At 67.9% G+C, this 21,952-nt stretch carries 21 protein-coding genes; 11 read left to right on the plus strand and 10 right to left on the minus strand.

The annotated features are described in order from the left end of the window. Positions 1-36: 36 nt before the first annotated feature. On the minus strand, positions 37-645 hold the full coding sequence (locus ISP17_RS10490; protein WP_404632866.1) for a dihydrofolate reductase family protein: 609 nt from the start codon (positions 643-645) through the stop codon (positions 37-39). 226 nt (positions 646-871) lie between these two features. Here ISP17_RS10490 and ISP17_RS10495 point away from each other — a divergent pair, with 226 nt between their 5' ends. Further along, on the plus strand, positions 872-1,975 hold the full coding sequence (locus tag ISP17_RS10495) for a GGDEF domain-containing protein (RefSeq protein ID WP_404632868.1): 1,104 nt from the start codon (positions 872-874) through the stop codon (positions 1,973-1,975). 357 nt (positions 1,976-2,332) lie between these two features. Beyond that, positions 2,333-3,151, plus strand: coding sequence for a class I SAM-dependent methyltransferase (locus ISP17_RS10500; protein WP_404632870.1), 819 nt, complete (start codon positions 2,333-2,335; stop codon positions 3,149-3,151). Between the two features lie 250 nt (positions 3,152-3,401). Here ISP17_RS10500 and ISP17_RS10505 read toward each other — a convergent pair whose 3' ends face one another. From ISP17_RS10505 to ISP17_RS10515, 3 genes are all read right to left on the minus strand, one after another. Further along, positions 3,402-5,333 carry a CocE/NonD family hydrolase gene (locus ISP17_RS10505; protein WP_404632872.1) on the minus strand — a complete coding sequence of 644 codons (1,932 nt, stop codon included), beginning with the start codon at positions 5,331-5,333 and terminating at the stop codon, positions 3,402-3,404. A 215-nt stretch (positions 5,334-5,548) separates the two neighbouring features. Further along, entirely contained in the window at positions 5,549-6,436 is an 888-nt protein-coding gene (locus ISP17_RS10510) for an HNH endonuclease (protein ID WP_404632874.1), read from the minus strand. Between the two features lie 201 nt (positions 6,437-6,637). After that, entirely contained in the window at positions 6,638-7,846 is a 1,209-nt protein-coding gene (locus ISP17_RS10515; protein WP_404632876.1) for an HD-GYP domain-containing protein, read from the minus strand. A 457-nt stretch (positions 7,847-8,303) separates the two neighbouring features. On the opposite strand from ISP17_RS10515, the gene ISP17_RS10520 reads away from it, so the two are divergent. From ISP17_RS10520 to ISP17_RS10540, 5 genes are all read left to right on the plus strand, one after another. After that, a complete protein-coding gene (locus tag ISP17_RS10520; RefSeq protein ID WP_404632878.1) occupies positions 8,304-9,323 on the plus strand; it encodes a hypothetical protein in 1,020 nt (339 codons plus the stop codon). 150 nt (positions 9,324-9,473) lie between these two features. Then, the gene (locus tag ISP17_RS10525; protein ID WP_404632880.1) at positions 9,474-9,923 is read left to right on the plus strand and encodes a helix-turn-helix transcriptional regulator; all 450 of its coding nucleotides are present in this window, start codon (positions 9,474-9,476) and stop codon (positions 9,921-9,923) included. Beyond that, positions 9,920-10,363, plus strand: coding sequence for a VOC family protein (locus ISP17_RS10530; protein ID WP_404632882.1), 444 nt, complete (start codon positions 9,920-9,922; stop codon positions 10,361-10,363). The genes ISP17_RS10525 and ISP17_RS10530 overlap by 4 nt, the downstream gene beginning before the upstream one ends. Before the next feature lie 32 nt (positions 10,364-10,395). Beyond that, complete coding sequence (locus ISP17_RS10535; RefSeq protein WP_404632884.1) at positions 10,396-10,875, plus strand: iron chaperone; 480 nt, start codon at positions 10,396-10,398, stop codon at positions 10,873-10,875. A 315-nt stretch (positions 10,876-11,190) separates the two neighbouring features. Beyond that, the gene (locus ISP17_RS10540) at positions 11,191-13,143 is read left to right on the plus strand and encodes a M61 family metallopeptidase (RefSeq protein ID WP_449757871.1); all 1,953 of its coding nucleotides are present in this window, start codon (positions 11,191-11,193) and stop codon (positions 13,141-13,143) included. Positions 13,144-13,281: 138 nt separating this feature from the next. On the opposite strand, the gene ISP17_RS10545 is transcribed toward ISP17_RS10540, so the two are convergent. Next, on the minus strand, positions 13,282-14,607 hold the full coding sequence (locus ISP17_RS10545; protein ID WP_404632886.1) for an MFS transporter: 1,326 nt from the start codon (positions 14,605-14,607) through the stop codon (positions 13,282-13,284). 137 nt (positions 14,608-14,744) lie between these two features. On the opposite strand from ISP17_RS10545, the gene ISP17_RS10550 reads away from it, so the two are divergent. Together ISP17_RS10550 and ISP17_RS10555 are read left to right on the plus strand one after the other, a co-directional pair. Further along, the gene (locus ISP17_RS10550; RefSeq protein WP_404632888.1) at positions 14,745-15,089 is read left to right on the plus strand and encodes a hypothetical protein; all 345 of its coding nucleotides are present in this window, start codon (positions 14,745-14,747) and stop codon (positions 15,087-15,089) included. Positions 15,090-15,118: 29 nt separating this feature from the next. Continuing rightward, positions 15,119-16,081 (plus strand): glycoside hydrolase family 16 protein, encoded by a 963-nt coding sequence (locus ISP17_RS10555; protein ID WP_404632890.1) that lies wholly within the window; start codon positions 15,119-15,121, stop codon positions 16,079-16,081. Positions 16,082-16,090: 9 nt separating this feature from the next. Here the strand turns inward: ISP17_RS10555 and ISP17_RS10560 are convergent, their stop codons facing one another. Further along, positions 16,091-16,996 (minus strand): LysR family transcriptional regulator, encoded by a 906-nt coding sequence (locus ISP17_RS10560; protein ID WP_404632892.1) that lies wholly within the window; start codon positions 16,994-16,996, stop codon positions 16,091-16,093. Positions 16,997-17,107: 111 nt separating this feature from the next. On the opposite strand from ISP17_RS10560, the gene ISP17_RS10565 reads away from it, so the two are divergent. Together ISP17_RS10565 and ISP17_RS10570 are read left to right on the plus strand one after the other, a co-directional pair. Then, positions 17,108-18,001 (plus strand): aldo/keto reductase family oxidoreductase, encoded by an 894-nt coding sequence (locus ISP17_RS10565; RefSeq protein ID WP_404632894.1) that lies wholly within the window; start codon positions 17,108-17,110, stop codon positions 17,999-18,001. Positions 18,002-18,340: 339 nt separating this feature from the next. Beyond that, positions 18,341-18,808 (plus strand): YybH family protein, encoded by a 468-nt coding sequence (locus ISP17_RS10570; protein ID WP_404632896.1) that lies wholly within the window; start codon positions 18,341-18,343, stop codon positions 18,806-18,808. A 20-nt stretch (positions 18,809-18,828) separates the two neighbouring features. On the opposite strand, the gene ISP17_RS10575 is transcribed toward ISP17_RS10570, so the two are convergent. The 4 genes from ISP17_RS10575 to ISP17_RS10590 form a co-directional block, all read right to left on the minus strand. Beyond that, entirely contained in the window at positions 18,829-19,281 is a 453-nt protein-coding gene (locus tag ISP17_RS10575; RefSeq protein ID WP_404632898.1) for a hypothetical protein, read from the minus strand. Positions 19,282-19,399: 118 nt separating this feature from the next. After that, the gene (gene msrA, locus ISP17_RS10580) at positions 19,400-19,912 is read right to left on the minus strand and encodes a peptide-methionine (S)-S-oxide reductase MsrA (protein ID WP_404632899.1); all 513 of its coding nucleotides are present in this window, start codon (positions 19,910-19,912) and stop codon (positions 19,400-19,402) included. A gap of 199 nt (positions 19,913-20,111) precedes the next feature. Continuing rightward, a complete protein-coding gene (locus ISP17_RS10585; RefSeq protein WP_404632900.1) occupies positions 20,112-20,495 on the minus strand; it encodes a carboxypeptidase-like regulatory domain-containing protein in 384 nt (127 codons plus the stop codon). Positions 20,496-20,743: 248 nt separating this feature from the next. Continuing rightward, entirely contained in the window at positions 20,744-21,880 is a 1,137-nt protein-coding gene (locus ISP17_RS10590; protein ID WP_404632902.1) for an MBL fold metallo-hydrolase, read from the minus strand. Between the last annotated feature and the right edge of the window lie 72 nt (positions 21,881-21,952).

Consider the following 21,952-nt stretch of genomic DNA (forward strand, 5'->3'; position numbering starts at 1 on the left):
ATCTCTCCCGGAACGTACAGTGTTCGGTGAAGCCAACTAAGACGCGGCCTGCACCTCACCCTCGCGCACGTAGCGATTCACCACGTTGCCCTTCGACGAGGTGGTCGAGGACGCCAGCTGGAACGCAGTCGGCTGCGCGCGGCCGTCGAACAGGCGCTTGCCGGTACCGAGCAGGATCGGTACGACGATCAGGATCAGCTGGTCGACCAGGTCGGTGGCCAGCAGCTGTTGCACCAGCTCGCTGCTGCCCTGGGTGAGCAGGTCCGGACCGTCGCTGTGCTTGAGTTCGCGCACGGCAGCGGCGACGTCGGGGCCGAGGGCGCGGCTGTGGTTCCAGCCGAGTGAGTCGGGTCGGTGGGTGGCGACGTGCTTGGTGGTGCGGTTGAACAGGTCGGCGGTGCCGCGCAGCGGGGAGTCCGGCTCCACCTGTGGCCAGAAGCCGGCGAACACATCGTAGGTGCGGCGCCCGAGCAGCAGCTCGAAGGGGCGCTGGAACAGATCTTCCATCGCGTCGGTGGCTTCGTCGGCATACGGCCAGAACCAGCCGCCGTGGGCGAAGCCGTTGCCGGTGTCTTCGTCGGGACTGCCGGGCGACTGGATGACGCCGTCGAGGGTGACGAAGGCGGGAACGATGAGTTTGCGCATGGTGGGGCTCCGGTGCGGATCGACATGTCCGCCTGTGCATACGACGAGCGAGCGGTGGAACGTTCGACAAGGGATGGGTCGCGACGTGGTCGGCACGCCCGCGCGGACGACGCTCCAGCGAAAGCGTTCCCGGCCGATAATGCACGCACCCCGCCGTGCCGGCGACCGCGCCGCGCGGACCATGGCTGCGGCCCCACTCGCCAGCGAACCTCCCAGGTCCTACCGGATGCAAGCGCCAGACACCGACAACCGCTACGTCCGCATCGCCGTGATGTTCCTGCTGTCGCTGACGGTATTTGCGGGCGCGTGCGCCACCGCGATCCACTGGCTGGCCCCGGTTCATCGCACGATGGACCTGATCATTCCGCCCGCCGCCACCGTGCTGTTCGGCGGCCTCATCGTCGCCCTGATCCGGCGGCCGCGCTGGGTGATCGGCATTGCGCGCATCGCGCTGGCGGCGGGGGCGCTGGCACTGGCCGCGCCGGCGTGGCTCTACACGCTGCAGGCCACGCTGACGCCCGGCGTGCAACTGATCGATCTGCTGCCGCCGGTGTCGTCGCTGTTCGTGGTGTTCCTGGTGATGCTGATGATCTTCATCCCCGGCCGGCTGGCGTTTTTCGCCGCGGCACTCTGCTGGGCGCTGGTTGCACTGCCGGTGCTGGCCTACCTGCTGCTTCACCCGCTGGAGCTGTGGTCGCCGCGGGGCAGCGACCTGATGATGGCGTATGGCCCGGTGAGCATCCTGGTGGTGGTGCTGTTGCCGGTGCAGCGAGGGCTGGCCAGCAAGATCCGGCGACTGGCGTCGGAGCGCCAGCGGATGGAGGTGATGCTGCATCGCGATCCACTGACCGGCGTGCAGAGCCGCCTGCTCGGCGAGCGGATGCTGCGCGAAGCGCTGGCCGAAGCCGCACCCGCCGGCGTGATCATGCTCGACCTGGACCGCTTCAAGTCGATCAACGACACCTACGGCCACCCGGTGGGCGACCGCGTGCTGCAGGCGGTGGCGAGCGGCTGCAAGGAGCTGCTGCGCGAGAACGAATGCATTTCGCGCTGGGGCGGTGAAGAGTTTCTGGTGATCGTGCCGAACGTCGACGCGCCCGGCTTGCAACAGGTGGCCGAACGCCTGCGATCGGCGATCGCCCGCCTGCCCGTGGCGCCGGTGCGCCAGGTGACCGCCTCGTTCGGCACCACGCTGATCCGGCCCGGCGACACCCTGGACACCGTGCTGCAGCGCGCCGACCAGGCGCTTTACCGGGCCAAGGAGCTGGGCGGCAATCGAGTGGAAGCGGGGCCGGTGGCGGGCGCCGGGAGCACGCATTCTTCGGGCTGATGCCGTCGCTGGTCGCTGGTCGTGTGCGGCGCGCTGGCGCTCGAAGCTTGAGCCCTCTCCCCCGAGCTTTCTCGGGGGAGAGGGTTGGGTGAGGGGGCGCTTTGTGCTGTTGATTTTCGCCAGCGAGAGAGGCGTGCCTGCCAAGCAAAAGCCCCCCACACCCCGTCCCTCTCCCCCGAACGATGGAGCTGTTCAGGGGAGAGGGAGCAATGCGGCTCCCGGCGCATCGCGAAGCTCCGTGCTTGAGCCCTGTCCCCCGAACGATGAACCCGTTCAAGGGAGAGCAAGGCGCGGAACTGCTCACATCCGCGGCCCGGGCGGCGTACGCTTGCGCCGTCCCGGGGCCGGAGTCACGCCATGCATACGACCGAAAACGATGGCCGTTTCAGTCACGCGGTGGCCGCGCGTTATCAGGAGCTGCTGGTTCCGTTGATCTTCGCCCCGTATGCGGCGGATCTGGTCGACCGGCTCACGCCCCTGCAGCCTGCGAGTGTGTTGGAGCTGGCAGCGGGCACCGGCGTGGTGACGCGCGCGCTGGCCGCGCAGCTTCCGCGTGAGGTGCCGCTTGTCGCCACCGATCTCAACGAGGCGATGCTGGCGGTGGCGCAAGCGCAGGGCGCCGCGCGGCCGGTGGTGTGGCGGCAGGCCGATGCGATGGCGCTGCCGTTCGACGATGCCTCGTTCGATGCGGTGGTGTGCCAGTTCGGCGCCATGTTCTTTCCGGACAAGGCGCATGCCTTCGCCGAGGCACGCCGCGTGCTGCGCCCGGGCGGCACGCTGCTGTTCAACGTGTGGGACCGGATCGAGACGAACGACTTCGCCCGGGTGGTGAGCGATGTCCTCGCCGAACTCTTCCCGGAGGATCCGCCGAGCTTCATGGCCAGCGTGCCGCACGGCTATTTTTCGGCGGAAGCCATCGCACGCGATCTGGCACTGGCCGGCTTTGTCGAGTCGCCGATCATCGAGACCGTCACCGCCACCAGCCACGCCGATACGCCGCACCTTGCGGCCCTGGCCTACTGCCACGGCACGCCGATGCGCGGCGAGATCGAGGCGCGCAGCAAGGTGGGGCTGGAGGACGCCACCGCAGTGGCCACGGCCGCACTCGCTGCACGCTTCGGTGACGGGCCGATCGCCGGCCGCATCCAGGCGCTGGTGGCGCAGGTCGCGCGCTGATCCGCGCCCGCCAGGGAAGCGCCAAAAGACGTCTGGACGTCCAGACGAATCGCCCGGCACACGCGCAGGCGCGGGCCGGGCTCTTCGCCTGAATTCGAACGGTTGCGCCTGACCAACCCCGAGGCTCTGCCAACGTCGACCGCTCGCCCCGGATCCGATCCGGGGCGAGCGGGCTTATAGAAACGTGTCTTGCCTCCGCTGGCTGAAGCGAGCGGCAGTCGCCACGAACGGTGGCGAATGGCTTACGTCGTTACTTGTTGGCCACCACCGGCAGCAGCACCGCACTCCGGCCGTCCGCCCGGTGCTCGATGGTCACCGTGGCCTTCCGGTAGTCGGCCGGCTTGGCGAACAGGATGTTCGGCACGTACGTCTGCGGGTTGCGGTCGTACAGTGGGAACAGGGTGGACTGGATCTGCACCATGATGCGGTGGCCGGGCTGGAACGCGTAGTTCACCGTGGGCAGGCGGAACTTGTATTCCTGCACCTGGTTCGCCGGGATCGGCGACGGATCGGCGAAGCTCTTGCGGTAGCGGCCGCGGAAGATGTCCAGCGACACCGGCAGCTCGTAGCCGCCCATCTCCGGGTCGCTCGGCACCGTGCCGGGGTAGACGTCGATCAGCTTCACCACGAAGTCGCCGTCGGTGCCGGTGGTCTTGGCGAACAGGTCGGCGATCGGTGCACCCTGCACCGTCACCGCCTGGGTCAGCACCGGGGTGACGTAGGAGAGCACGTCCGGGCGATCGACCACGAAGCGCTGGTCCTGCACCAGCCAGGTGCGCCAGCGGTCGTTCTTCTGCGGGATCGGGCGCGGCAGGTAGGGCACCGGCTTGGCCGGGTCGGAAACGTAGCTGTCGCCATCGCCGCCCGGTGCGCCAAAGCCCAGCCCGAAGTCTGCCTGCAGGTAGAGCGGGGTGAGCTGCTGCTCGCTGGCCGGCTTCCAGTGGTCGAAGCTGTCCCACTGCTGCGCGACCGGGTTGTAGATCATCGCGGTGGGCAGCGGCTTGGGCATCGGCGTGCCGCGCAGGTAGTGGTTGAACCACGGGATGATCACGGTCTGGCGGAACTGCGCGGTGGTGTTGCCCGGCCACTTCAGCGGCCCGATGTTCCAACCGTCGCGGTTGATCTGGCTGTGCCACCACGGACCCATCACCAGATGATTGTTGCTGCCGTGGCCGGCCTCGGTCAGCGCCTCCCACGCGTGCACGGCGCCGTAGATGTCCTCTTGGTCCCACAGGCCTTGCAGCCACATGGTGGGCACGCTGGAGGGATGCGCCACGAGCAGCTTGTCCAGCGCCTGCAGCTGCCAGAACGCGTCGTACGCGGGATGCGCGGCGAAGCGCTTCCACCACGGCAGCTGCTTGAAGCCGTGCGCCTCGGCGTAGGCGCCGGGCGAGCCGGCGTCGAGGAAGTTGGAGTAGTCGTCGTAGTTGCTGCGCGGCACTTCCTGGCCTTCGCCGGGCTTGGTCATCTGGCCGGTGAAGTAGTCCAGGTTGACCTGGCGCAGCGCGCCGTAGTGGTACCAGTCGTCACCCATCCAGCCGTCGATCATCGGGCTCTCCGGCGCGGCCACCTTGAGCGCCGGATGCGGATGGAGCAGGGCCATCGCCACCGTCCAGCCGTCGTAGGACGAGCCGATCATGCCGACGTTGTGGTTGGACTCGGTGATGTTCTTCACCAGCCAGTCGATGGTGTCCCAGGCGTCGGTGGTGTCGTCGGTCTTGGTGGGGTTGAGCGGGCCCATCGGCGGGCGCGTCATGATGTATTTGCCCTGCGAGCCGTATTTTCCGCGGACGTCCTGCGCCACCAGGATGTAGCTGCCGTCGGCCCAATCCTTGTCGCCGGACCACACCGCGTCGGCCATCTTCGGGCTGTTGCCGGGCATCATGCCGCTGGCGTTGTACGGCGTGCGTTCGAGCAGCATCGGCAGGTCGTGCGCGCCCTTCGGGATCATGATCACCGTGTGCAGCTTCACGCCGTCGCGCATGGGGATCATCACCTCGCGCTTGACGTAGTCGAAGTTGCCCTGCGGTTGCACCCATTTGGCCGGGATGTCCGAGCCGGTCTGGATCATGTCGGGAGTGACCTGCGCCGCCTGCTGGCCCATAGGCGGTGCAGCGAATGCGGTGGCGGAGGCGAGGCAGATCAGCGAGACGATCGCCGAAGCCAGGGCAGCTTGCTTCATGGGTGGGGTCCTCTGGGTGGAAAACGGCAGCGGCCCGGCAGGGCTGCGCAATCGTCACTATGAAAACGGCAGGGCGGGTTTGGCAAGGCGGAGTGCGGCATGCGCGGGTTCTTGCGGCGAACGCCACCAGTTCGTGAGTGCTTGCCAGTCAGCGCCCGGATGTCAGGCAAGGATTGGTGCATTAACAGTCGCGTGCCCGCGTGCCCGCCCGATCCTCAGGCCTTGAAACAGTTCTCTCGATGCCATCGCAAATAGGTTGGGTGCGGTCGCAGCTCGGGCGCGTCGGGTACATCAAGGATCTGGTCCGATCGGACCAGTTTGTCCAGATCATCTGGTATGCCATGCGGGGATAGCAGGACGCGGAAATCGTCGCTGAAGGTCATCAGTCCACGATCGAACAACCAATGAGCGGTGCCAGTCAGGGCAACGCCGTTGCGTACGGCATCGGGCCCGTTGGCTTCGACTGGTCGGATATGCGCTGCCTGCACTTCCGGGCGGCCGCCGCCGTTGATGAGGCGCAGCCCGGTGACTGCGCAGGTGTTGCGATAGGCCGTGCGCACCTGACGTCGAAACGAGGCATCACGGACCTTTCTGGTGGTCAGGGTCTCGATGACAGGGCGGATGACGTATTCCGGTGCTTCCTCGGCCACGGCCTGCAGCGGCAGTTCCCACGGGTCCGGTCGCGTGCTGATGCCGCGCTGGATGATGCCGTCGAATTCCTCGCGAGGAATCAAGCGGACAGCTCTTCCGAACGCACCCTTGTTGGTCCTGGTGTCCTCGCGCTGAAGCATGGATTCGCGATAGCCGGTCGAGTCGCGGAAAGGTACCGGGTGCTCAAAATCGACGTATTCGCGCATGTGCGCGTAAAAATGATCGGCGCGAGCCGAATCGGCGACCACGTCCACGACTTGGGCCATAGCGAAATATGCTTGACGCCCCGTGGCACTGTGCGGACCTGATGTTCGCCGTGGCTCGTAATAGACGATCCAGTCGCCGACTGCCTCTTCTACCTGTCGCAGATACGTGCGAGGGAAGTGGTACCGCTCTTCGATCAGATCGTCGTAGATCGAGCTTGCGGATGAAGTGAAAACGGCATTCGTCATGGACGCTCCCCGGGCGTCGCGCCAGGTTACCAGGCCGAGTGCAGGGCGAACGACATGATGCGGATAGCGATCCGGTTGTGGAGTTCCTTTCGTGTTCGACCTCAGCTGCTAGGTGAGAGACGTGACCACAGCGGTATCAGGGAGGATCGCTGCTGCAGCCGCAAAGGACGCGTCTCTATCAGCCTAGCGGTGATCGGGCTCTCACTCCCGCAGCACGCGCGGAATATGGATGCCCCACGCCACCGGATCTTCGATCTCCACGATGCGATCGTCCGACTCGTGCAGGTCCAGCGTTTCCGGTTCCAGCGGTTCGCGGTCGGGCAGCGCGCAGATCAGGCGGACGACGGGCTTGAGCGAACTGCCTTCCCCCTGCACCAGCACCACGGCCAGCCGGTCGGAGGCGAGCCGCACCAGGGTGCCGGTGGGGTAGATGCCGATGAGCTTGACGAAGGTGTGGAAGATGTCGCGGTCGAAGTGGCCGTCCTGCCACTCGGCCATGCGGCGGATCGCCTCGGCCGGTTCCCAGCCGCGCTTGTAGGGACGGTCGGAGGTGATCGCGTCGTACACGTCGCAGATCGCGCCCATGCGGGCGGCGCGGCTGATGGAGTTGCCGGCGAGTTTTTCCGGATAGCCGCTGCCGTCGGTCTTCTCGTGGTGGTGCAGGCATACGTCCAGCGCCACCGGGCCGGCCGCTACCTCGCGGCGCAGGATGTCCCAGCCGATCTGCGGGTGCTGGCGCACCGAGGTCAGCTCCAGCGGATTGAGCTTGCCCGGCTTGTTGAGCACTGCATCGGGCACGCCGACCTTGCCGATGTCGTGCAGCAGGCCGGCCAGGCCCAGTTCCTTGAGCGCGACACCCTCGTAACCGAGCCGGCGTCCCAACGCCATCATCAGCGCGGCGACGGCGACCGAATGCAGGTAGGTGTAATCGTCCTTGTTCTTCAGTCGCAGCACGCTGAGCATGGCCGCGGGATTGCGCGCGATGGCCTCGTCCACCTCGTCGACGATGCTGGCGGCCGTCTCCATCTGCAGCGCGCGCCCCATGCGGGCGTCATGGAACAGCGCCTTCGCCGCGGCCTTGGCGCGGTCGCGCAGCTCCTCGGCGCGGGCCACGTCATTGCCGAATACCGTGCGTGGCGGTTCGGGTTCCTGCTCGACAGCGGCCGGGGCGGGCGCCGGCGCCGGCGCGGATGGCGCGCGGATGGGGGAGGACGGGAGATCCAAGCCCTTGTCGGTGTCGATCCAGACTTCCTGGTTGCCCAGTGCCCGCAACGTGGCGAGGGTGGTTTCGTCCTCCACCAGGAACGAGCCACGCCAGAACGGGTGGTCCAGCCAGTTGCCGCAGATCTTGTGCACGTACATGCCCCGCGCGACCCGCGCGACGGGGATTTTCTTAAGCGGCGAGGTCATGTTCTGGCCAATCCGTATCTCGTCGATTTCTGCGCCCGCGCATACGTCCGGGGGCACTGACCGCTTCTGCGTGGGATACCCCGCAAGAACCCTCCGGTTGCATGCGGTGCGTTCGGTTATCGGCCAAGGCGAACCACACTTGAGTCGTGATTGATCCGGTTGCGTATGAGGGCGGTGGCGCACTCTTCGGCAGCCAGCCCGCGCGCCTGCGGAGCGGCCCGCGGCGGGGCGCGGTCTCGTTGCGCCGCCGTGAAATTGAACGTGCTGCTCCGTGAAGTCGGCCGGCGCCGGCGAAATACCAGGAGCATGAGCACGCGGCGGATTGATCGTGAGCAAATTGGCGACCCGGGCAGCGGACTACGGTCATGCCAGCTGCCTGCGGCGCAAGGTGTGTAACAGGACGATGGCAACACCGTGAGCCGACAGCGACAACGGTCATCCACTGGGAGTCCTGACCATGCGTAATGTCATTCTTGCCCTGGCGCTATTCCTCTCTCCGGTGGTCTGCACCCAGGCGTGGGCGCAGACCAGCATGAGCATCAGCATCGGGAACCGCGGCGTGAGCCTGGGGTTCGCGATCTCGAACTACCCGACGCTGCAGCGCATTCCCGGGTACCCGGTCTACTACGACCCGCAGATGGATTTGAACTACTTCTTCTACGACGGCCTGTACTGGGTCTACATGGATGACAACTGGTACTCGAGTCCCTGGTACAACGGCCCGTGGGACATGATTTATCCCGCCTACGTGCCTTTGTTCGTGCTGCGCATTCCCGTGCGCTACTACCGTCAGCCGCCTCCCTACTTCCGCGGCTGGCGCCCCGACGCCCCACCGCGCTGGGGTGAGCACTGGGGCCGCGATTGGGAACGCCAGCGCAGCGGATGGGACCGCTGGAACCGTCGCTCCGTGCCCGCACCGGCGCCGCTGCCGACGTACCAGCGCAGCTACTCCGGCAGCCGTTATCCCCGCCAGCAGGAGCAGCAGCGCGCGATCGAATCGCGTAGTTATCGCTACCAGCCGCGCGAGTCGGTGAGCCGGCAGATTCTCCAGGAGCGTCGACGTGGCGAGGAGACGCGTAACCGTCAGCAACGGCAGGACGACCAGCAGCAGGAGCAGCGCAGCCGGCAACGACAGGATGTGCAGCAACAGCAGCAGAGGGTTCGGCAGGAGCGGGACGTTCGCCAGCAGCAGGAGCAGCGCACTCGGCAGCGGCAGGACGATCAGCAGCAACAGCAGCAGAGGGTTCGGCAGGAGCAGGACGTTCGTCAGCAGCAGGAGCAGCGCAGCCGGCAGCGGCAGGATGTGCAGCAGCAACAGCAGCAGAGGGTTCGGCAGGAGCAGGATGTCCGACAGCAACAGCCGCCGCGTTCGCAACCGGCACCGAAAGCGCGCGGCTCGGACAGCAAGGGCAAGGGCCGATCCGACAAGGACAAGGGCCGGAAGGATGACGAGCAGGGCCGCGATGGCCATCCTTAGCCGGTGACCTGTCGCGAGGCCCACGCTGGAGAGCAGGGCCTCGCAAGCAGCGCGTCAGGGCCTGGCGCCGGGGGCGCAGTGGATTGCCGATGGGCAGGTGAAGAGCGCGACCCCGTTGAGCCTGTCGGCGCGGGATGGGACGATCGGCAGATGCCCCGCCATCCCGCCCCCGACTATTCGCTGCGCGATCTCGCCCGGCTCCGCCGCGTGCGCGACCGCATCGATCGCGAGTATGCGCAGCCGTTGAACGTGGAAGTGCTGGCGCGCGACATCGGCATGTCGTCCGGGCATCTGAGCCGGCAGTTCAGGCTCGCCTTCGGCGAGTCGCCGTACAGCTACCTGATGACACGGCGCATCGAGCGGGCGATGGCGCTGCTGCGGCGTGGCGACCTCAGCGTCACCGAGGTGTGCTTCACGGTGGGCTGCGCGTCGCTGGGGACCTTCAGCACGCGCTTCACCGAGCTGGTCGGGGTGTCGCCCAGCGTTTATCGACGCGAGGCGGCTGGCGCCACGGCCGGGATGCCGTCGTGCGTGGCGCGGCAGGTGACGCGACCGATCAGGAATCGAGAAGCGCCGGCCCCCGAGCCGGACCTAGCATGACGGCTCCATCCCCCACGAAGGCGAACGCCATGGACATCACCATCCACTCCAGCTTCCTGCCGCACACCGACCCCGACGCCTCGCTGGCGTTCTATCGCGACACGCTCGGCTTCGAGGTGCGCAAGGACGTGGGTTACCACGGCCTGCGCTGGATCACCGTCGGCCCGGCCGAGCAGCCCGGCACGTCCATCGTGCTGTACCCGCCGGCCGCCAGCCCCGGCGTCACCGACGAGGAGAAGCGCACCATTGCCGAGATGATGGCCAAGGGCACCTACGCCATCCTGCTGCTGGCCACGCGCGATCTCGACGCCGCCTTCGAGCGCATCCAGGCCAGCGGCGCGGAGATTGTCGAAGAACCGACCATGCAGCCCTACGGCGTGCGCGACTGCGCCGTGCGCGATCCCGCGGGCAACCTGCTGCGGGTGCAGGAACAGCGTTGAGCCGCGATCGGCATGCATTGAGGGAGCAACCCATGGCTGAAAAGAAGAGCAAGGCGAAGCCGGCGGCCGGACGCGCGGCCGCCAGGTCCGGTACGAGCTTCACGATCGAGGAGCAGGCTGCGATGCGCGAACGCGCGCAGGAGCTGAAGGCGGCTTCGCGGCGTAGCACCAAGGCCGACGACGGCGAGGGCGAGGTGCTGGCGAAGATCGCCGCCATGCCCGAGCCGGACCGCACGATGGCCACGCGCATCCACGCCATCGTCCGGGCGAACGCGCCGGCACTGGCGCCGAAAACCTGGTACGGCATGCCGGCCTATGCCAACGCGGCAGGCCAGGTGGTGTGCTTCTTCCAGGGCACGGCGAAGTTCAAGACGCGCTACGCCACGCTGGGCTTCAGCGACAAGGCCAAGCTCGACGAGGGCAGCATGTGGCCGAGTGCCTTTGCGCTGAAGGCGCTGGATGTCGCCGCCGAGGCGCGCATCGCGGCGCTGGTCGCAAGGGCGGCGGGCTAGCGAAGGTCCGAACAGCCGGCTTTTCGCCCGTCATTGCTGCGCAAGCAGGAAACCAGCGCCGTTGAAGAGCATCTCCAGCTTGCGCTGGGATGACGAGCAAAATCAGACGCCGGCCAAAGGGGGCTGTCCCGGCTGCTGCGTCATGCACCCGGTCCAAAGCTGCGCGGTCGCAAGCCTGCGCCCCGTGCCATAGACGGATAGGTGAGCAACGGACAGGTTGCTCCCCTGCAACAGCGATGCGTTCGACGGAAGGCGATCGCACCGGCGCCGGTGGTGATAACGTCGGCGCCTCTTTTCCGTTCGCTGGAGTCGCCCATGTCCCGTGCCATTTCCACTGTTTCATCGGCAGTGACCCGCCGCAGGTTTTCACGCCTCGCCCTTGCCGTCTCGATGGCGCTCGCCGCCGCCACGGTCAGCGCGCAGCCGGCCTGGACGGACAGCGTGCCCGCACCGCAGGACACGCCTTACCCGGGTACGGTGACGCTGCAGGTGGATGCCAGCGATACCGCTCAGGGCATCTTCCGTGTGCGCGAGTCGATCCCGGTGCAGGCCGGTGCGCTGACGCTGCTGTACCCGCAGTGGATTCCCGGCGACCACTCGCCGACCGGGCCGATCGCCATGCTCGCCGGGCTCCGGCTTAGCTCCAACGGCCAGCCGCTGAAGTGGACGCGCGACAAGTACAACGTCTACGCCTTCCACGTCGACGTGCCCGAGGGCGTGGCGAGCATCGAGGCGCAGTTCCAGTACCTCTCGCCGCGCGACGGTGGCTACGAGATCACCGACCGCATGATGGACATGGAGTGGAGCAAGCTGGCGCTTTATCCGGCCGGCCACTACACGCGAGGCATCACCTTCGTGCCCAGCCTCACGCTGCCGCACGGCTGGCAGTTCGGCACGGCGCTGGAGCCGGCGTCGACCGCAGGCGACACCACCACCTTCAAGCCCGTGACCTTCAACAACCTGGTCGACTCGCCGGTGTACGCCGGCCAGTACTTCAAGCGCGTGGACCTCACGCCGAAGGGCGGCGCGCCGGTGCACATGGACATCGTGGCCGATGCGCCGAAGTACCTTGAGATCACCCCGGAGCAGCTGCAGGCGCATCGCAACCTCGCCGCGCAGGCGACCACGCTGTTCGGCTCGCATCACTACGATCACTACGATTTCCTGTTCTCGCTGTCCGACCAGCTCGGTGGCAACGGCACCGAGCATCACCAGTCCAGCGAGAACGGCCTGGGCGCCGACTACTTCACCGCGTGGAAAGACGCAGCACCTGATCGCGACCTGCTGGCGCACGAGTACACCCATTCGTGGAACGGCAAGTTCCGCCGCCCGGCCGATCTGTGGACGCCCAACTTCAACGTGCCGATGGGTGACTCGCTGCTGTGGGTCTACGAGGGGCAGACGCAGTACTGGGGCTACGTGCTCACCGCGCGCGCCGGCATGTGGTCGGCCCAGCAGTACCGCGACGCGCTGGCGATGACGGCGGCCAACTACGATCGCAACCGCGAAGGGTTCGCCTGGCGCACCGTCACCGACACCACCAACGATCCCACCGCTGCGCGCCGCTCCGGCCTGCCGTACCGCAGCTGGCAGATGAGCGAGGAGTACTACAGCGCCGGCCAGATGATGTGGCTGGCGGTGGACGCCAAGATCCGCGCGCTCACCCACGGCCGCAAGTCGCTGGACGACTTCGCCCGCGCGTTCTTCGGCGTCGACAACGGCAGCTACGTGACGAAGACCTACACCTTCGACGACGTGGTGGCGGCCCTGGACGGCGTGGCGAAGTACGACTGGGCCGGCTACCTGCACGCGCGCGTCGATGCGATCGATCCGCCGCTGCTCGACGGCCTCGCCGGCAGTGGCTGGAAGCTGGTCTACACCGACCAGGAAAGCGACTTCGAGAAGCAGTACAACAGCCGCCCCGAATCCCCGCGCCACCTGTACAACTTCACCTGGTCGATCGGCCTGACCATGGCGGACAAGGGCCAGGTCAACGACGTGCGCTGGGACGGCCCGGCGTTCAAGGCGGGCGTGAGCACCGGCGCCACCGTGGTGGCGGTGAACGGCCAGGATTACAGTGACGACGTGCTGAAGAACGCGATCGTCGCCGCGAAGTCGGACAAGGCGCCGATCCGCCTGCTGCTGAAGTTCCAGGGCGGCTATCGCACGGTGCAGGTGGATTACCACGGCGGCCTGCAGTACCCGCACCTGGTGCGCGTGCCGGGCACGCCCGATTACCTGAGCGAGATCATCGCCGCGCGCAAGTGAGTGCCAGGGGTGCGTTGATGACGAGCGGGCGCTCGCCCGCTCGTCAGCCTGTGCAGTGAGGCGGGGTTTGCAGGCGTCCACGATGCCTCAAACTTCCGATCCTTTCATCAGCCCGGCACGCGATCAACCGAGCGCCGATCAACCGTTATCGCGTTGCGGCAACGCCCGGCGAAAGCGACGCCGGGCCACGGCCGGGCACGTCTCCGGCATCGTCAGCAACACCGGCAGCACGGCCAGCGCGACGGCGGCGATCATGGCGCCGGGCAGGGCGGTCCAGCCGGTGCGTTGCACCAGCAGTTCGGCGAGGAAGGGCGTGAGGCCGCCGAACAGCGCGGTGGCCACGGTGACGCCGAGCGCCAGTCCGCTCAGGCGCCCTTCGCCCGGAAACTGCTCCGCCGTGGCCGGTGCGCCCACCGCGCTGACCCCTCCGGCAAGGCACGCCAGCACGATCGCCCCGCCGGCGATCGACCACTCGCCGCCGCCGTTCGCCATGAGGCCGAACATCGACAGCGGCAGCAGCATCGCCGCCACACCCAGCGCGACCAGCACCGGCTTGCGTCCGACCCGGTCCGACAGCGCGCCGGCGAACGGCGTCACCACGATCACCGCCACGGCGGCCAGCGTCGACAGGCCCAACGAGCGGCCCTCGGCGAGGATGCCCGAGGAGCTCAAGAACGCCGGCACGTAGGTGATGCCCACGTAGTAGGTGATCGAACCCAGCGCGGATATCGCGAAGGTGCGCAACAGCGCCGGCCGATGGTTGGCCAGCGTGTGGCGCAGCGGCGAGTCCGGCACCGTGCGGTGTTCGAGCTGGCGCAGGAACTCCGGCGATTCCTGCATGGTGGAGCGCGCGATCCACACGCTGCCCGCCAGCGCCGCGCCGACCAAGAACGGAATGCGCCAGCCCCACGCGGCGAGGTGCGCCTCGCTCATCATGCCCACGGTGAGTGCAGCCACCGCCACCGCCAGCAGCGCGCCGACCTCGCTGGCGGCCGAGGCGAGCGAGGTGATCAGGCCGCGCCGCTCCGCCCGCGCGCCTTCCAGCAGATACGCCACCACGCCGGTGTATTCGCCGCCCACCGAGAACGCCATGAAGCAGCGCAGCACCAGCAGCAGCCCGCCGGCGGCGGGCCCGATCGCTGCGTAGTCCGGCAGCAGCGCCGTGGCGAGCATCGCCACCGTCATCAGCATCATCGACAGCAGCAGCGTGCGCTGGCGCCCCAGCCGGTCGCCGATGTGGCCGAACACCATCGCCCCCAGCGGCCGCATGGCATACGACACGGCAAAGCCGGCCAGCGTGGCCAGCAGCGAGTGGCGGTCACCGCCGAAGAACACCCGCGACAGCACCGTGGCGAAATACAGGTACAGCGTGAAGTCGTACCACTCCACCACGGTCGAGAGCGCCGCCACCACCATCGAGGCGCGCGAGATTTCGGCCGGGTAGGGCGTGCGGGATGCGCTCATGCGATGACGGTGCCGGATGCGGACATCACCCGATGGTACCTGTGTGGATCGGAGCGCAAAGCCGGGGTCGGCTTCCACGCATCCAGCAGTCATGCAAGGATGCCGCTCCGGCACTGGTCGTCGATAGGGAGCATCACGTGTCCAGGTGGAAATCGTTGCGGCTGTCGCATGTCGTCATCGCCACCTTGCTGGTGATCGTGATCGTGCTGGTGAAGATCGTGTGGTTTGCCCATCCGGCATGGGGCGGATCGCAGGGGCAGACGCGCTTTACGGTGCGCATCGATCCGGCGGCAGCTGAGCGCATCCGCGCGTGGCGACAGGCGCAGGGTTTGCCCTCGCCACCCGTGGCGCCTGGCGAGGTCGCGCTTGCGCCGTCGCAGGCCGTGCCTGCGCTGACCTCCTTCGTGCGCGAGTGCGGCAACAGCGGTCATCAGCCGCTGCTGCGCGACGAGGGCGGGCAGGTTTTCGCCACCTGCCAATAACGTCGGTGGATCAGCCAAGGGGGCAGGCGATGCAGATGTCGAGGGGCTCGATGGGGTGGCGTGGCCGTCGCGACCGACGGCACGGGCGCGTGCTGGCTGGTGCGGCCCTGGGCCTGCTGGCGGCTTTGTCTGCCGGTGCGATCCGCGCCGAGGTGCCGCAGCGCGCTGGTTGGACGCTGCAGTTCGCCGATGATTTCAGCGGTCCGGCCGGGCAGTTGCCCGCTTCGGCGCACTGGCAGTTCGATCTCGGCCACGGTTATCCGGGCGCGGCGGCGAACTGGGGCACGCAGGAGGTGGAGGCCAATACCGCGGATCCTAAAAACGTGAGCCTGGACGGCGACGGGCACCTGCGCATCACGCCGCGGCGCGATGCCGCCGACAACTGGACCTCGGCGCGCATCGAGACCCGTCGCGACGATTTCCACGCCCCGCCCGGCGGCGTGCTGCGGCTGGAAGCGCGCATCCGTTTGCCCGACGTGCACGGTCCCGCCGCCGTCGGCTACTGGCCTGCGTTCTGGGCGCTGGGCCGCAGCTTCCGCACGCAGTTGGACTGGCCGGCCACCGGCGAGGTGGACGTGATGGAGAACGTCAACGGCCTCGATCGCGTGTGGGGCACCCTGCATTGCGGCGTGTCGCCCGGCGGCCCGTGCAACGAGAAGACCGGCCTGTCGGCCAACGCACCGTGTCCGCAGACGTCCTGCCAGGCGGCTTTCCACACCTACACCGCCGAGTGGGACCGCCGCACCAGCCCCGAAGTGCTGCGCTGGTACGTCGACGGCCGGCTCTACCACACGCTGCGCGAGACCGACGTGCCGGCCGCGACGTGGCAGCGCATGAGCACGCGCGAGGGGATGTTCCTGATCCTCAACGTGGCGATCGGCGGCGAATTCCCGGACAAGATCAGCGCGCCGGTGCGCACGCCGATCGCGGCCACCGAACCGGGCCATTCGATGCTGGTGGATTATGTGGCGGTGTGGACGCGCAGGCGCTGATTCGGCGCGTCACCGCGCCGGCCGCGCCTTGACGAAATCCACGAACGCCCGCAGCGGCGCGGGCAGGTGGCGGCGGCCGGGGTAATACAGCCACGGTCCGCTGAAGGGTTGCCACCAGGGCTTGAGCAGCGGTACCAGTGCGCCGCTGTCGAAGTGCGGCTGCAGCCACGCTTCGAACAGGTGGATGACGCCGACGCCCTCCACCGCGGCGGCCACCGCCAGATCCACCGCGGCGCCGAGCCGCACCAGCAGCGGGCCGTCGGGATCCACCCGCACGATCTCGCCCCGGCGCTCGAACTCCCACGTGGGAATCACCCCGCTGGCGAACTGGCCGCGAACGCAGGCGTGGCGCAGCAGGTCGCGCGGGTGGCGCGGCCGGCCGTGCTCGGCGATGTAGGTGGGCGCGGCCGCGGTAGCCATACGCTGTACGCGCGGGCCGATCGGGATGGCGATCATGTCCTTTTCCAGCCGCTCGTCGTAGCGGATGCCGGCATCGCAGCCCGCGGCGAGCAGGTCGACGAAGCTGTCCTCCACCACCACCTCCAGCCGGATGTCGGGATAGGCCTTGAGGAAGGGCGCCACGATCGGCGGCAGCACCAGTCGCGCCACCGTGGCGGGCACGTTGAGCTTGAGCGTGCCGGCCGGGCGGTCGCGGTAGTGGTTGACCACGTCGAGCGCCGCTTCCACCTCGCCCAGCGCGGGCACCAGCCGCTCGGCCAGCCGCGCGCCGGCTTCGGTGGGCGCCACACTGCGCGTGGTGCGGTGGAGCAGGCGCACGCCCAGGCGTGTTTCCAGCCGGCGCACGCTCTCGCTCAGGCGCGAGGCGGACAGGCCGCTGGCGCGCGCACCCTCGCGAAAGCCGCCCGCGTGCAGCACGGCGAGAAAGGCGAAGAGGTCCCGCAGTTCGCTGTCCATTGTCCTGAAATCCGTACGACCCGTGCCGATTGCACCGGATTATCGTTCAGCGGGCCGGCGCGTACAGTGCCCTCCATCGCGGCCTTCCGGCCGCTGCCATCGGAGAACACCATGATCCAGTTGAAGCAGGCGGGCCGCTTCGCCCTCGGCAGTCGTGCCGTCCATCGCCTGGGCTACGGCGCCATGCAGCTGGCCGGCCCCGGCGTGTTCGGTCCGCCGAGGGATCGCACCGAGGCGCTGGCCGTGTTGCGCGAAGCGGTGGCCAGCGGGGTGGACCACATCGACACCAGCGATTTCTATGGTCCGCACATCACCAATGAGCTGATCCGCGAGGCGCTGCATCCGTATGCCGACGAGCTGGTGATCGTGACCAAGGTCGGCGCGGTGCGCGGCGCCGATGCCTCATGGAATCCTGCCCAGCAACCGGCCGAACTGGTCGCCGCCGTGCACGACAACCTGCGCAACCTCGGTGTCGACACGCTCGACGTGGTGAACCTGCGCATCATGGGCGACGTGCATGCGCCTGCCGAAGGTTCGATCGAGCCGCAGTTCACCGCGCTGGCGGAACTGCAGCAGCGCGGGCTGATCCGCCATCTGGGCCTGAGCAACGTCACCGCAAGCCAGGTCCACGAGGCACGCGGCATCGCCAAGGTGGTCTGCGTGCAGAACCACTACAACCTGGTGCACCGCGCGGATGACGCGCTGATCGACGAGCTCGGCCGCCTCGGCATCGCCTACGTGCCGTTCTTCCCGCTTGGCGGCTTCACTCCGCTGCAGTCCGACACGCTGTCGAACGTGGCGAAACATCTGGGTGCCACGCCGATGCAGGTGGCGCTGGCCTGGCTGCTCGCCCGCGCGTCGAACGTGTTGCTGATCCCGGGCACGTCGTCGCGCGCGCACCTACGCGAAAACCTCGTGGCGGCGGAGATTCGTCTGGATGCCACGGCGATGGCAGCACTGGACGCGATCGGCGGAGCCGCTCGGGGCAAAGGCAGCGAGGAGTGAGCTTCAAGGCTGCATCGCTCCGTCCGCTCTGGCCCCCTCCCCCGAGCCTACTCGGACGAGAGGGGTGGGTGAGGGGCTTTGGATGACGGTGGCTCTCCCGCGTGACGGTTGTGGCCGCAAAGCGAAAAGCCTCCCCCTCACCCCAACCCTCTCCCCCGAACGATGGAGCTGTTCAGGGGAGAGGGAGCAAAGCGCGGGCTTCGAGGTCGTGTCGCGCCGTCTGCCTTAGCCCTCTCCCCCGAGCCTGCTCGGGGGAGAGGGCTGGGTGAGGGGTACCTTGGGTGTCGGTGACTATCGCCATCTGTAAGATGTCCGACCACGCCATCGCCGGAGCCTGCCATGTCTCGTTCGTTCCACCTGCTGCTGACGGCCGTGATGTGGCTCAGCCTTGCGGGCCTTGCCCAGGCGGCAGCGCCTCTGGACGATGCCGCCGCGATCCGCCAGGTGATGGCCGAGCAGCAGGCGGCGTGGAATCGCGGCGACGTCGAGACCTTCATGCACGGCTACAAGGACGCGCCGGACACCACTTTCGTGGGCAGTTCGGTACGCAAGGGCTATCGCGACATCCTCGCCAGTTACCGCGCGCACTACGCGACCAAGGAACAGATGGGCCGGCTCACCTTTTCCGGCATCGACGTGCGCCTGCTGCCGGGTGCCGACGGCGCGGTGCGCTACGCCGCCGTCACCGGCCGCTTCCATCTCGACCGCACCGCGCACGGCAGCGTGGCCCAGGATGACGGCGTGTACTCGCTGCTGTGGGAGAAGACCGACGCGGGCTGGAAGATCATCCTCGACCATTCCAGCTGAGCACTGCGGCGCGCGGGCGATTACGGTTCGAACGCCAGCGTCAGCGATGCGCCCGCGGCGAGCGATTGCCACCGTTCCGTCAGTTCGAGCAGCCTGCCGCGGACCGCTTCGATATCCTCGGCTCGCACCGACAACGGCGCGCACTCGCGTGCCCGGCAGGTGACGAGGTAGAGATCCAGCATGTCCGCCGGCGAGCTGTTCCAGCCGGACCAGCCGTCGGCCTGGAACACCTCCACCAGCCGTTCCACGCCGTCACTCTGGGCGTCGCCCTGCATCTGGAAGGATGCCGCCTCGCCTTCGAGCACGCGGCCGATGAAACCCCGCCGATGCAGGGTGCTCTCCACCGCGTAATGCACCATGTCGTGCGGGATGATCCCCTGCTTGGGGCAGTCGATGCTCTCGACAGGCGCACCGTGACGGATCACGTCCATCCGGTCGTGCTTGCCGGTTCCCTTGGTGAATACGAGTTCCATGGCGTTCGTCCCTTGCCTGTCGTGACGCCGCCGAATCGGCGCACGCAGCGGGCGCCGATTTTGTCACGGCCAACGGCGCGGCGGCGGAGAGCGAAACGCCGATCCGCTCCCGCCCGCCTCAGGCGCGCTCGCGCCGCGGCAGCTTCCAGCCCGGGCGGACGAAGTGGCAGGTGTAGCCGCTGGGGTAGTGCTGCAGGTAGTCCTGGTGCTCCGGTTCGGCTTCCCAGAAATCGCCCACTGGTGCCACTTCGGTCACCACCTTGCCCGGCCACAGGCCGGAGGCCTCGACGTCGGCGATGGTGTCCTCGGCCACCGCCTTCTGCTCGGGGCTGGTGTAGTAGATCGCCGAGCGATAGCTGAGCCCCACGTCGTTGCCCTGGCGGTTGCGCGTGGTGGGGTCGTGGATCTGGAAGAAGAACTCCAGCAGCGCGCGATAGCTGGTGACGGCCGGATCGAAGATGATCTCGATCGCTTCGGCGTGCGTGCCGTGGTTGCGGTAGGTGGCGTTCGGCACGTCACCGCCGGAGTAGCCCACGCGGGTGGACAGCACGCCGGGCTGGTGGCGCACCAGCTCCTGCATGCCCCAGAAACAGCCGCCGGCAAGGACGGCGCGTTCGGTCTGGACGGTCATGGATCCGCTCCTGAAATGGGTAATACGCGCAGAGATGGGGCGCCGCGGATCGAACGCAATCCCGTCATAGATATGCGGTGCCCGAACAGCCGCGTGCGAAGGGGGATTCAGCGTGATGTGGCTGAATCCCCTTCCTGTGCGCTCGGCGTTGTCTCAATCGATGGGCGTTGCGCGATGAAATCGGGCCAGGTTGCCCGACTCAGTTGGCGGAGGCGGCGCACTGGTCCTTGTCGCAGGCGAAATCCACCTCGGCGCCGCGACCTATGGTCAATGGGATGTTCGGCCTCGTGTCGACCACCGTGTCGCCCTTCATCAGCGACACCGTGTAGACCCCCATGGGAAGCGAACGAAAGGCGTAGCGGCCGTGATCGTTCACGGCGGTCGTGCGCTTGAGGCCGGTGGCGCTCTTGACGACCACGCGCTGCCCGGCCGGGCCCCATCCGAAGATGTGCGTGCTGGTGGCTTGTGCGAAGACCGCGTTGCCGAGGGTTGCCCCCGCGGCGAGCAGGATGAGGCTGAGAGGTACACGCCATGGGCAGCGTGCGGGGTTACGGCTGGGGACTGCCGTGATGCGGATATCCATGAAACGCTCCATGTCTGATTGCGATAGACGTCATGACGAACACTGCGACGACAGTGTTCGTCGCCGAGTATAGGCGGCTCTGCGGGCAGAACAGAACTACTAACCAACGTACATGGGTGAGCGTGGCTGGCCGCCATGGAGCACTCCTTTGCCGGAGCCCCCATCAGTCTCCTGTTCGCCTTGCGCGGGCGTTGCCGCTTGCGGGTCGGCTCCACCGCGTCAGCGGCTCGGGCCATCCTGGCGATCTGTCAATCAAGCGGCCAAGGCAGTTGTTCTTCCTTTGGATCGACGGGATCTTCGGATCGGGTTTCCCGTGGCGGGGTGCGCTTCGCTTCCAGGTCGCTGCGGTTGCGCCACCACGGCCGGGCCGGCCGTCGTTCGGCGGGTTCCAGCGGTTCGCCCAGTCGCGGCAGCAGCAGGTGCGCCTGGGCCGGATCAGCCAGCGAAAGCAGGGTTTCCACCGGTTCGTCCCAGGCGTGGGTGGAGAGCGAGAAGGTGCCCCAGTGCACCGGCATCAGCACGCCGCCGCCGAGCAGGCCGTGCGCCTGCAGCGCGTTGGCCGGGCCCAGATGGATGTCGCCCCAGGCCGGGTGGAAGGCACCGACTTCCAGCATCACCAGGTCGAACGGGCCGAGCCGGTCGCGGATGCTCTCGTACTCGGTGGTTAGCCCGGTGTCGCCGCTGAAGAACACGCGGTGGCGCTCGCCGGCCAGCACCAGCGACGACCACAGGGTGGAGTTGCGGCTGGTCAGGCCGCGCCCGGAAAAGTGCTGCGAGGGTGCGGCGGTCACGGTGAGCCCGGTGCCCGGCACGCGGTGGCTCTCCCACCACGCCAGCTCGGTGATGCGCTCCGGCGGGATGCCCCAGGCTTCCAGATGCGCTCCCACGCCGAGCGAGGTGATGAAGGGCACGCGCGATTTCGCCAGTGCGCGGATGGTGGGGTAGTCGAGGTGGTCGTAGTGGTCGTGCGAGATCACCACGGCGTCCACCGGCGGCAGTTGGCGCAGCTCGATCGGCACCGGTTGGAAACGTTTCGGGCCGAGCAGGGTGAACGGCGAGGCGCGCTGGCCCCACACCGGATCGGTGAGCACGCGCCAGCCGTCGATCTCGAGCAGCACGGTGGAGTGGCCCAGCCAGGTGGCGCGCAGGCCGCTGGCTGGTGGCTTGCTCCAACCGGCGCGCGGATCCACTGACGCCAGTGGTGCCGGCGGGATGCGGCTGGGATCGCCACGCAGGAGATCGCGCGCGGACGGCCTGGCCGCGCCGGCGTCGCGAAGTCCCGGCAAAATCGGGTGCACGTTGCGCAGTCGTTCGCCGTCCCACAGCGGCAGCGAACGCAGTCGTTCAAGTCGTTCGCCCTGGGCGGCTTTGCCGAAGGTTCGCATGGGAGGTCCTGGCGGAAGAGGGAGCCTCACTGGCATGGGTACGCGGGGAGCCGACCTCAAGGCGCCGTCACG

The sequence above is a fragment of the Dyella ginsengisoli genome, assembly GCF_044904665.1.
GTDB lineage: Bacteria > Pseudomonadota > Gammaproteobacteria > Xanthomonadales > Rhodanobacteraceae > Dyella_A > Dyella_A ginsengisoli.

What these genes read in the sequence shown, in the direction of transcription:
- ISP17_RS10490 (WP_404632866.1), bottom strand. Translation starts at nt 645, where the DNA reads ATGCGCAAACTCATCGTTCCCGCCTTCGTCACCCTCGACGGCGTCATC.
- ISP17_RS10495 (WP_404632868.1), top strand. Translation starts at nt 872, where the DNA reads ATGCAAGCGCCAGACACCGACAACCGCTACGTCCGCATCGCCGTGATG.
- ISP17_RS10500 (WP_404632870.1), top strand. Translation starts at nt 2,333, where the DNA reads ATGCATACGACCGAAAACGATGGCCGTTTCAGTCACGCGGTGGCCGCG.
- ISP17_RS10505 (WP_404632872.1), bottom strand. Translation starts at nt 5,333, where the DNA reads ATGAAGCAAGCTGCCCTGGCTTCGGCGATCGTCTCGCTGATCTGCCTC.
- ISP17_RS10510 (WP_404632874.1), bottom strand. Translation starts at nt 6,436, where the DNA reads ATGACGAATGCCGTTTTCACTTCATCCGCAAGCTCGATCTACGACGAT.
- ISP17_RS10515 (WP_404632876.1), bottom strand. Translation starts at nt 7,846, where the DNA reads ATGACCTCGCCGCTTAAGAAAATCCCCGTCGCGCGGGTCGCGCGGGGC.
- ISP17_RS10520 (WP_404632878.1), top strand. Translation starts at nt 8,304, where the DNA reads ATGCGTAATGTCATTCTTGCCCTGGCGCTATTCCTCTCTCCGGTGGTC.
- ISP17_RS10525 (WP_404632880.1), top strand. Translation starts at nt 9,474, where the DNA reads ATGCCCCGCCATCCCGCCCCCGACTATTCGCTGCGCGATCTCGCCCGG.
- ISP17_RS10530 (WP_404632882.1), top strand. Translation starts at nt 9,920, where the DNA reads ATGACGGCTCCATCCCCCACGAAGGCGAACGCCATGGACATCACCATC.
- ISP17_RS10535 (WP_404632884.1), top strand. Translation starts at nt 10,396, where the DNA reads ATGGCTGAAAAGAAGAGCAAGGCGAAGCCGGCGGCCGGACGCGCGGCC.
- ISP17_RS10540 (WP_449757871.1), top strand. Translation starts at nt 11,191, where the DNA reads ATGTCCCGTGCCATTTCCACTGTTTCATCGGCAGTGACCCGCCGCAGG.
- ISP17_RS10545 (WP_404632886.1), bottom strand. Translation starts at nt 14,607, where the DNA reads ATGAGCGCATCCCGCACGCCCTACCCGGCCGAAATCTCGCGCGCCTCG.
- ISP17_RS10555 (WP_404632890.1), top strand. Translation starts at nt 15,119, where the DNA reads ATGCAGATGTCGAGGGGCTCGATGGGGTGGCGTGGCCGTCGCGACCGA.
- ISP17_RS10560 (WP_404632892.1), bottom strand. Translation starts at nt 16,996, where the DNA reads ATGGACAGCGAACTGCGGGACCTCTTCGCCTTTCTCGCCGTGCTGCAC.
- ISP17_RS10565 (WP_404632894.1), top strand. Translation starts at nt 17,108, where the DNA reads ATGATCCAGTTGAAGCAGGCGGGCCGCTTCGCCCTCGGCAGTCGTGCC.
- ISP17_RS10570 (WP_404632896.1), top strand. Translation starts at nt 18,341, where the DNA reads ATGTCTCGTTCGTTCCACCTGCTGCTGACGGCCGTGATGTGGCTCAGC.
- ISP17_RS10575 (WP_404632898.1), bottom strand. Translation starts at nt 19,281, where the DNA reads ATGGAACTCGTATTCACCAAGGGAACCGGCAAGCACGACCGGATGGAC.
- msrA (WP_404632899.1), bottom strand. Translation starts at nt 19,912, where the DNA reads ATGACCGTCCAGACCGAACGCGCCGTCCTTGCCGGCGGCTGTTTCTGG.
- ISP17_RS10585 (WP_404632900.1), bottom strand. Translation starts at nt 20,495, where the DNA reads ATGGATATCCGCATCACGGCAGTCCCCAGCCGTAACCCCGCACGCTGC.
- ISP17_RS10590 (WP_404632902.1), bottom strand. Translation starts at nt 21,880, where the DNA reads ATGCGAACCTTCGGCAAAGCCGCCCAGGGCGAACGACTTGAACGACTG.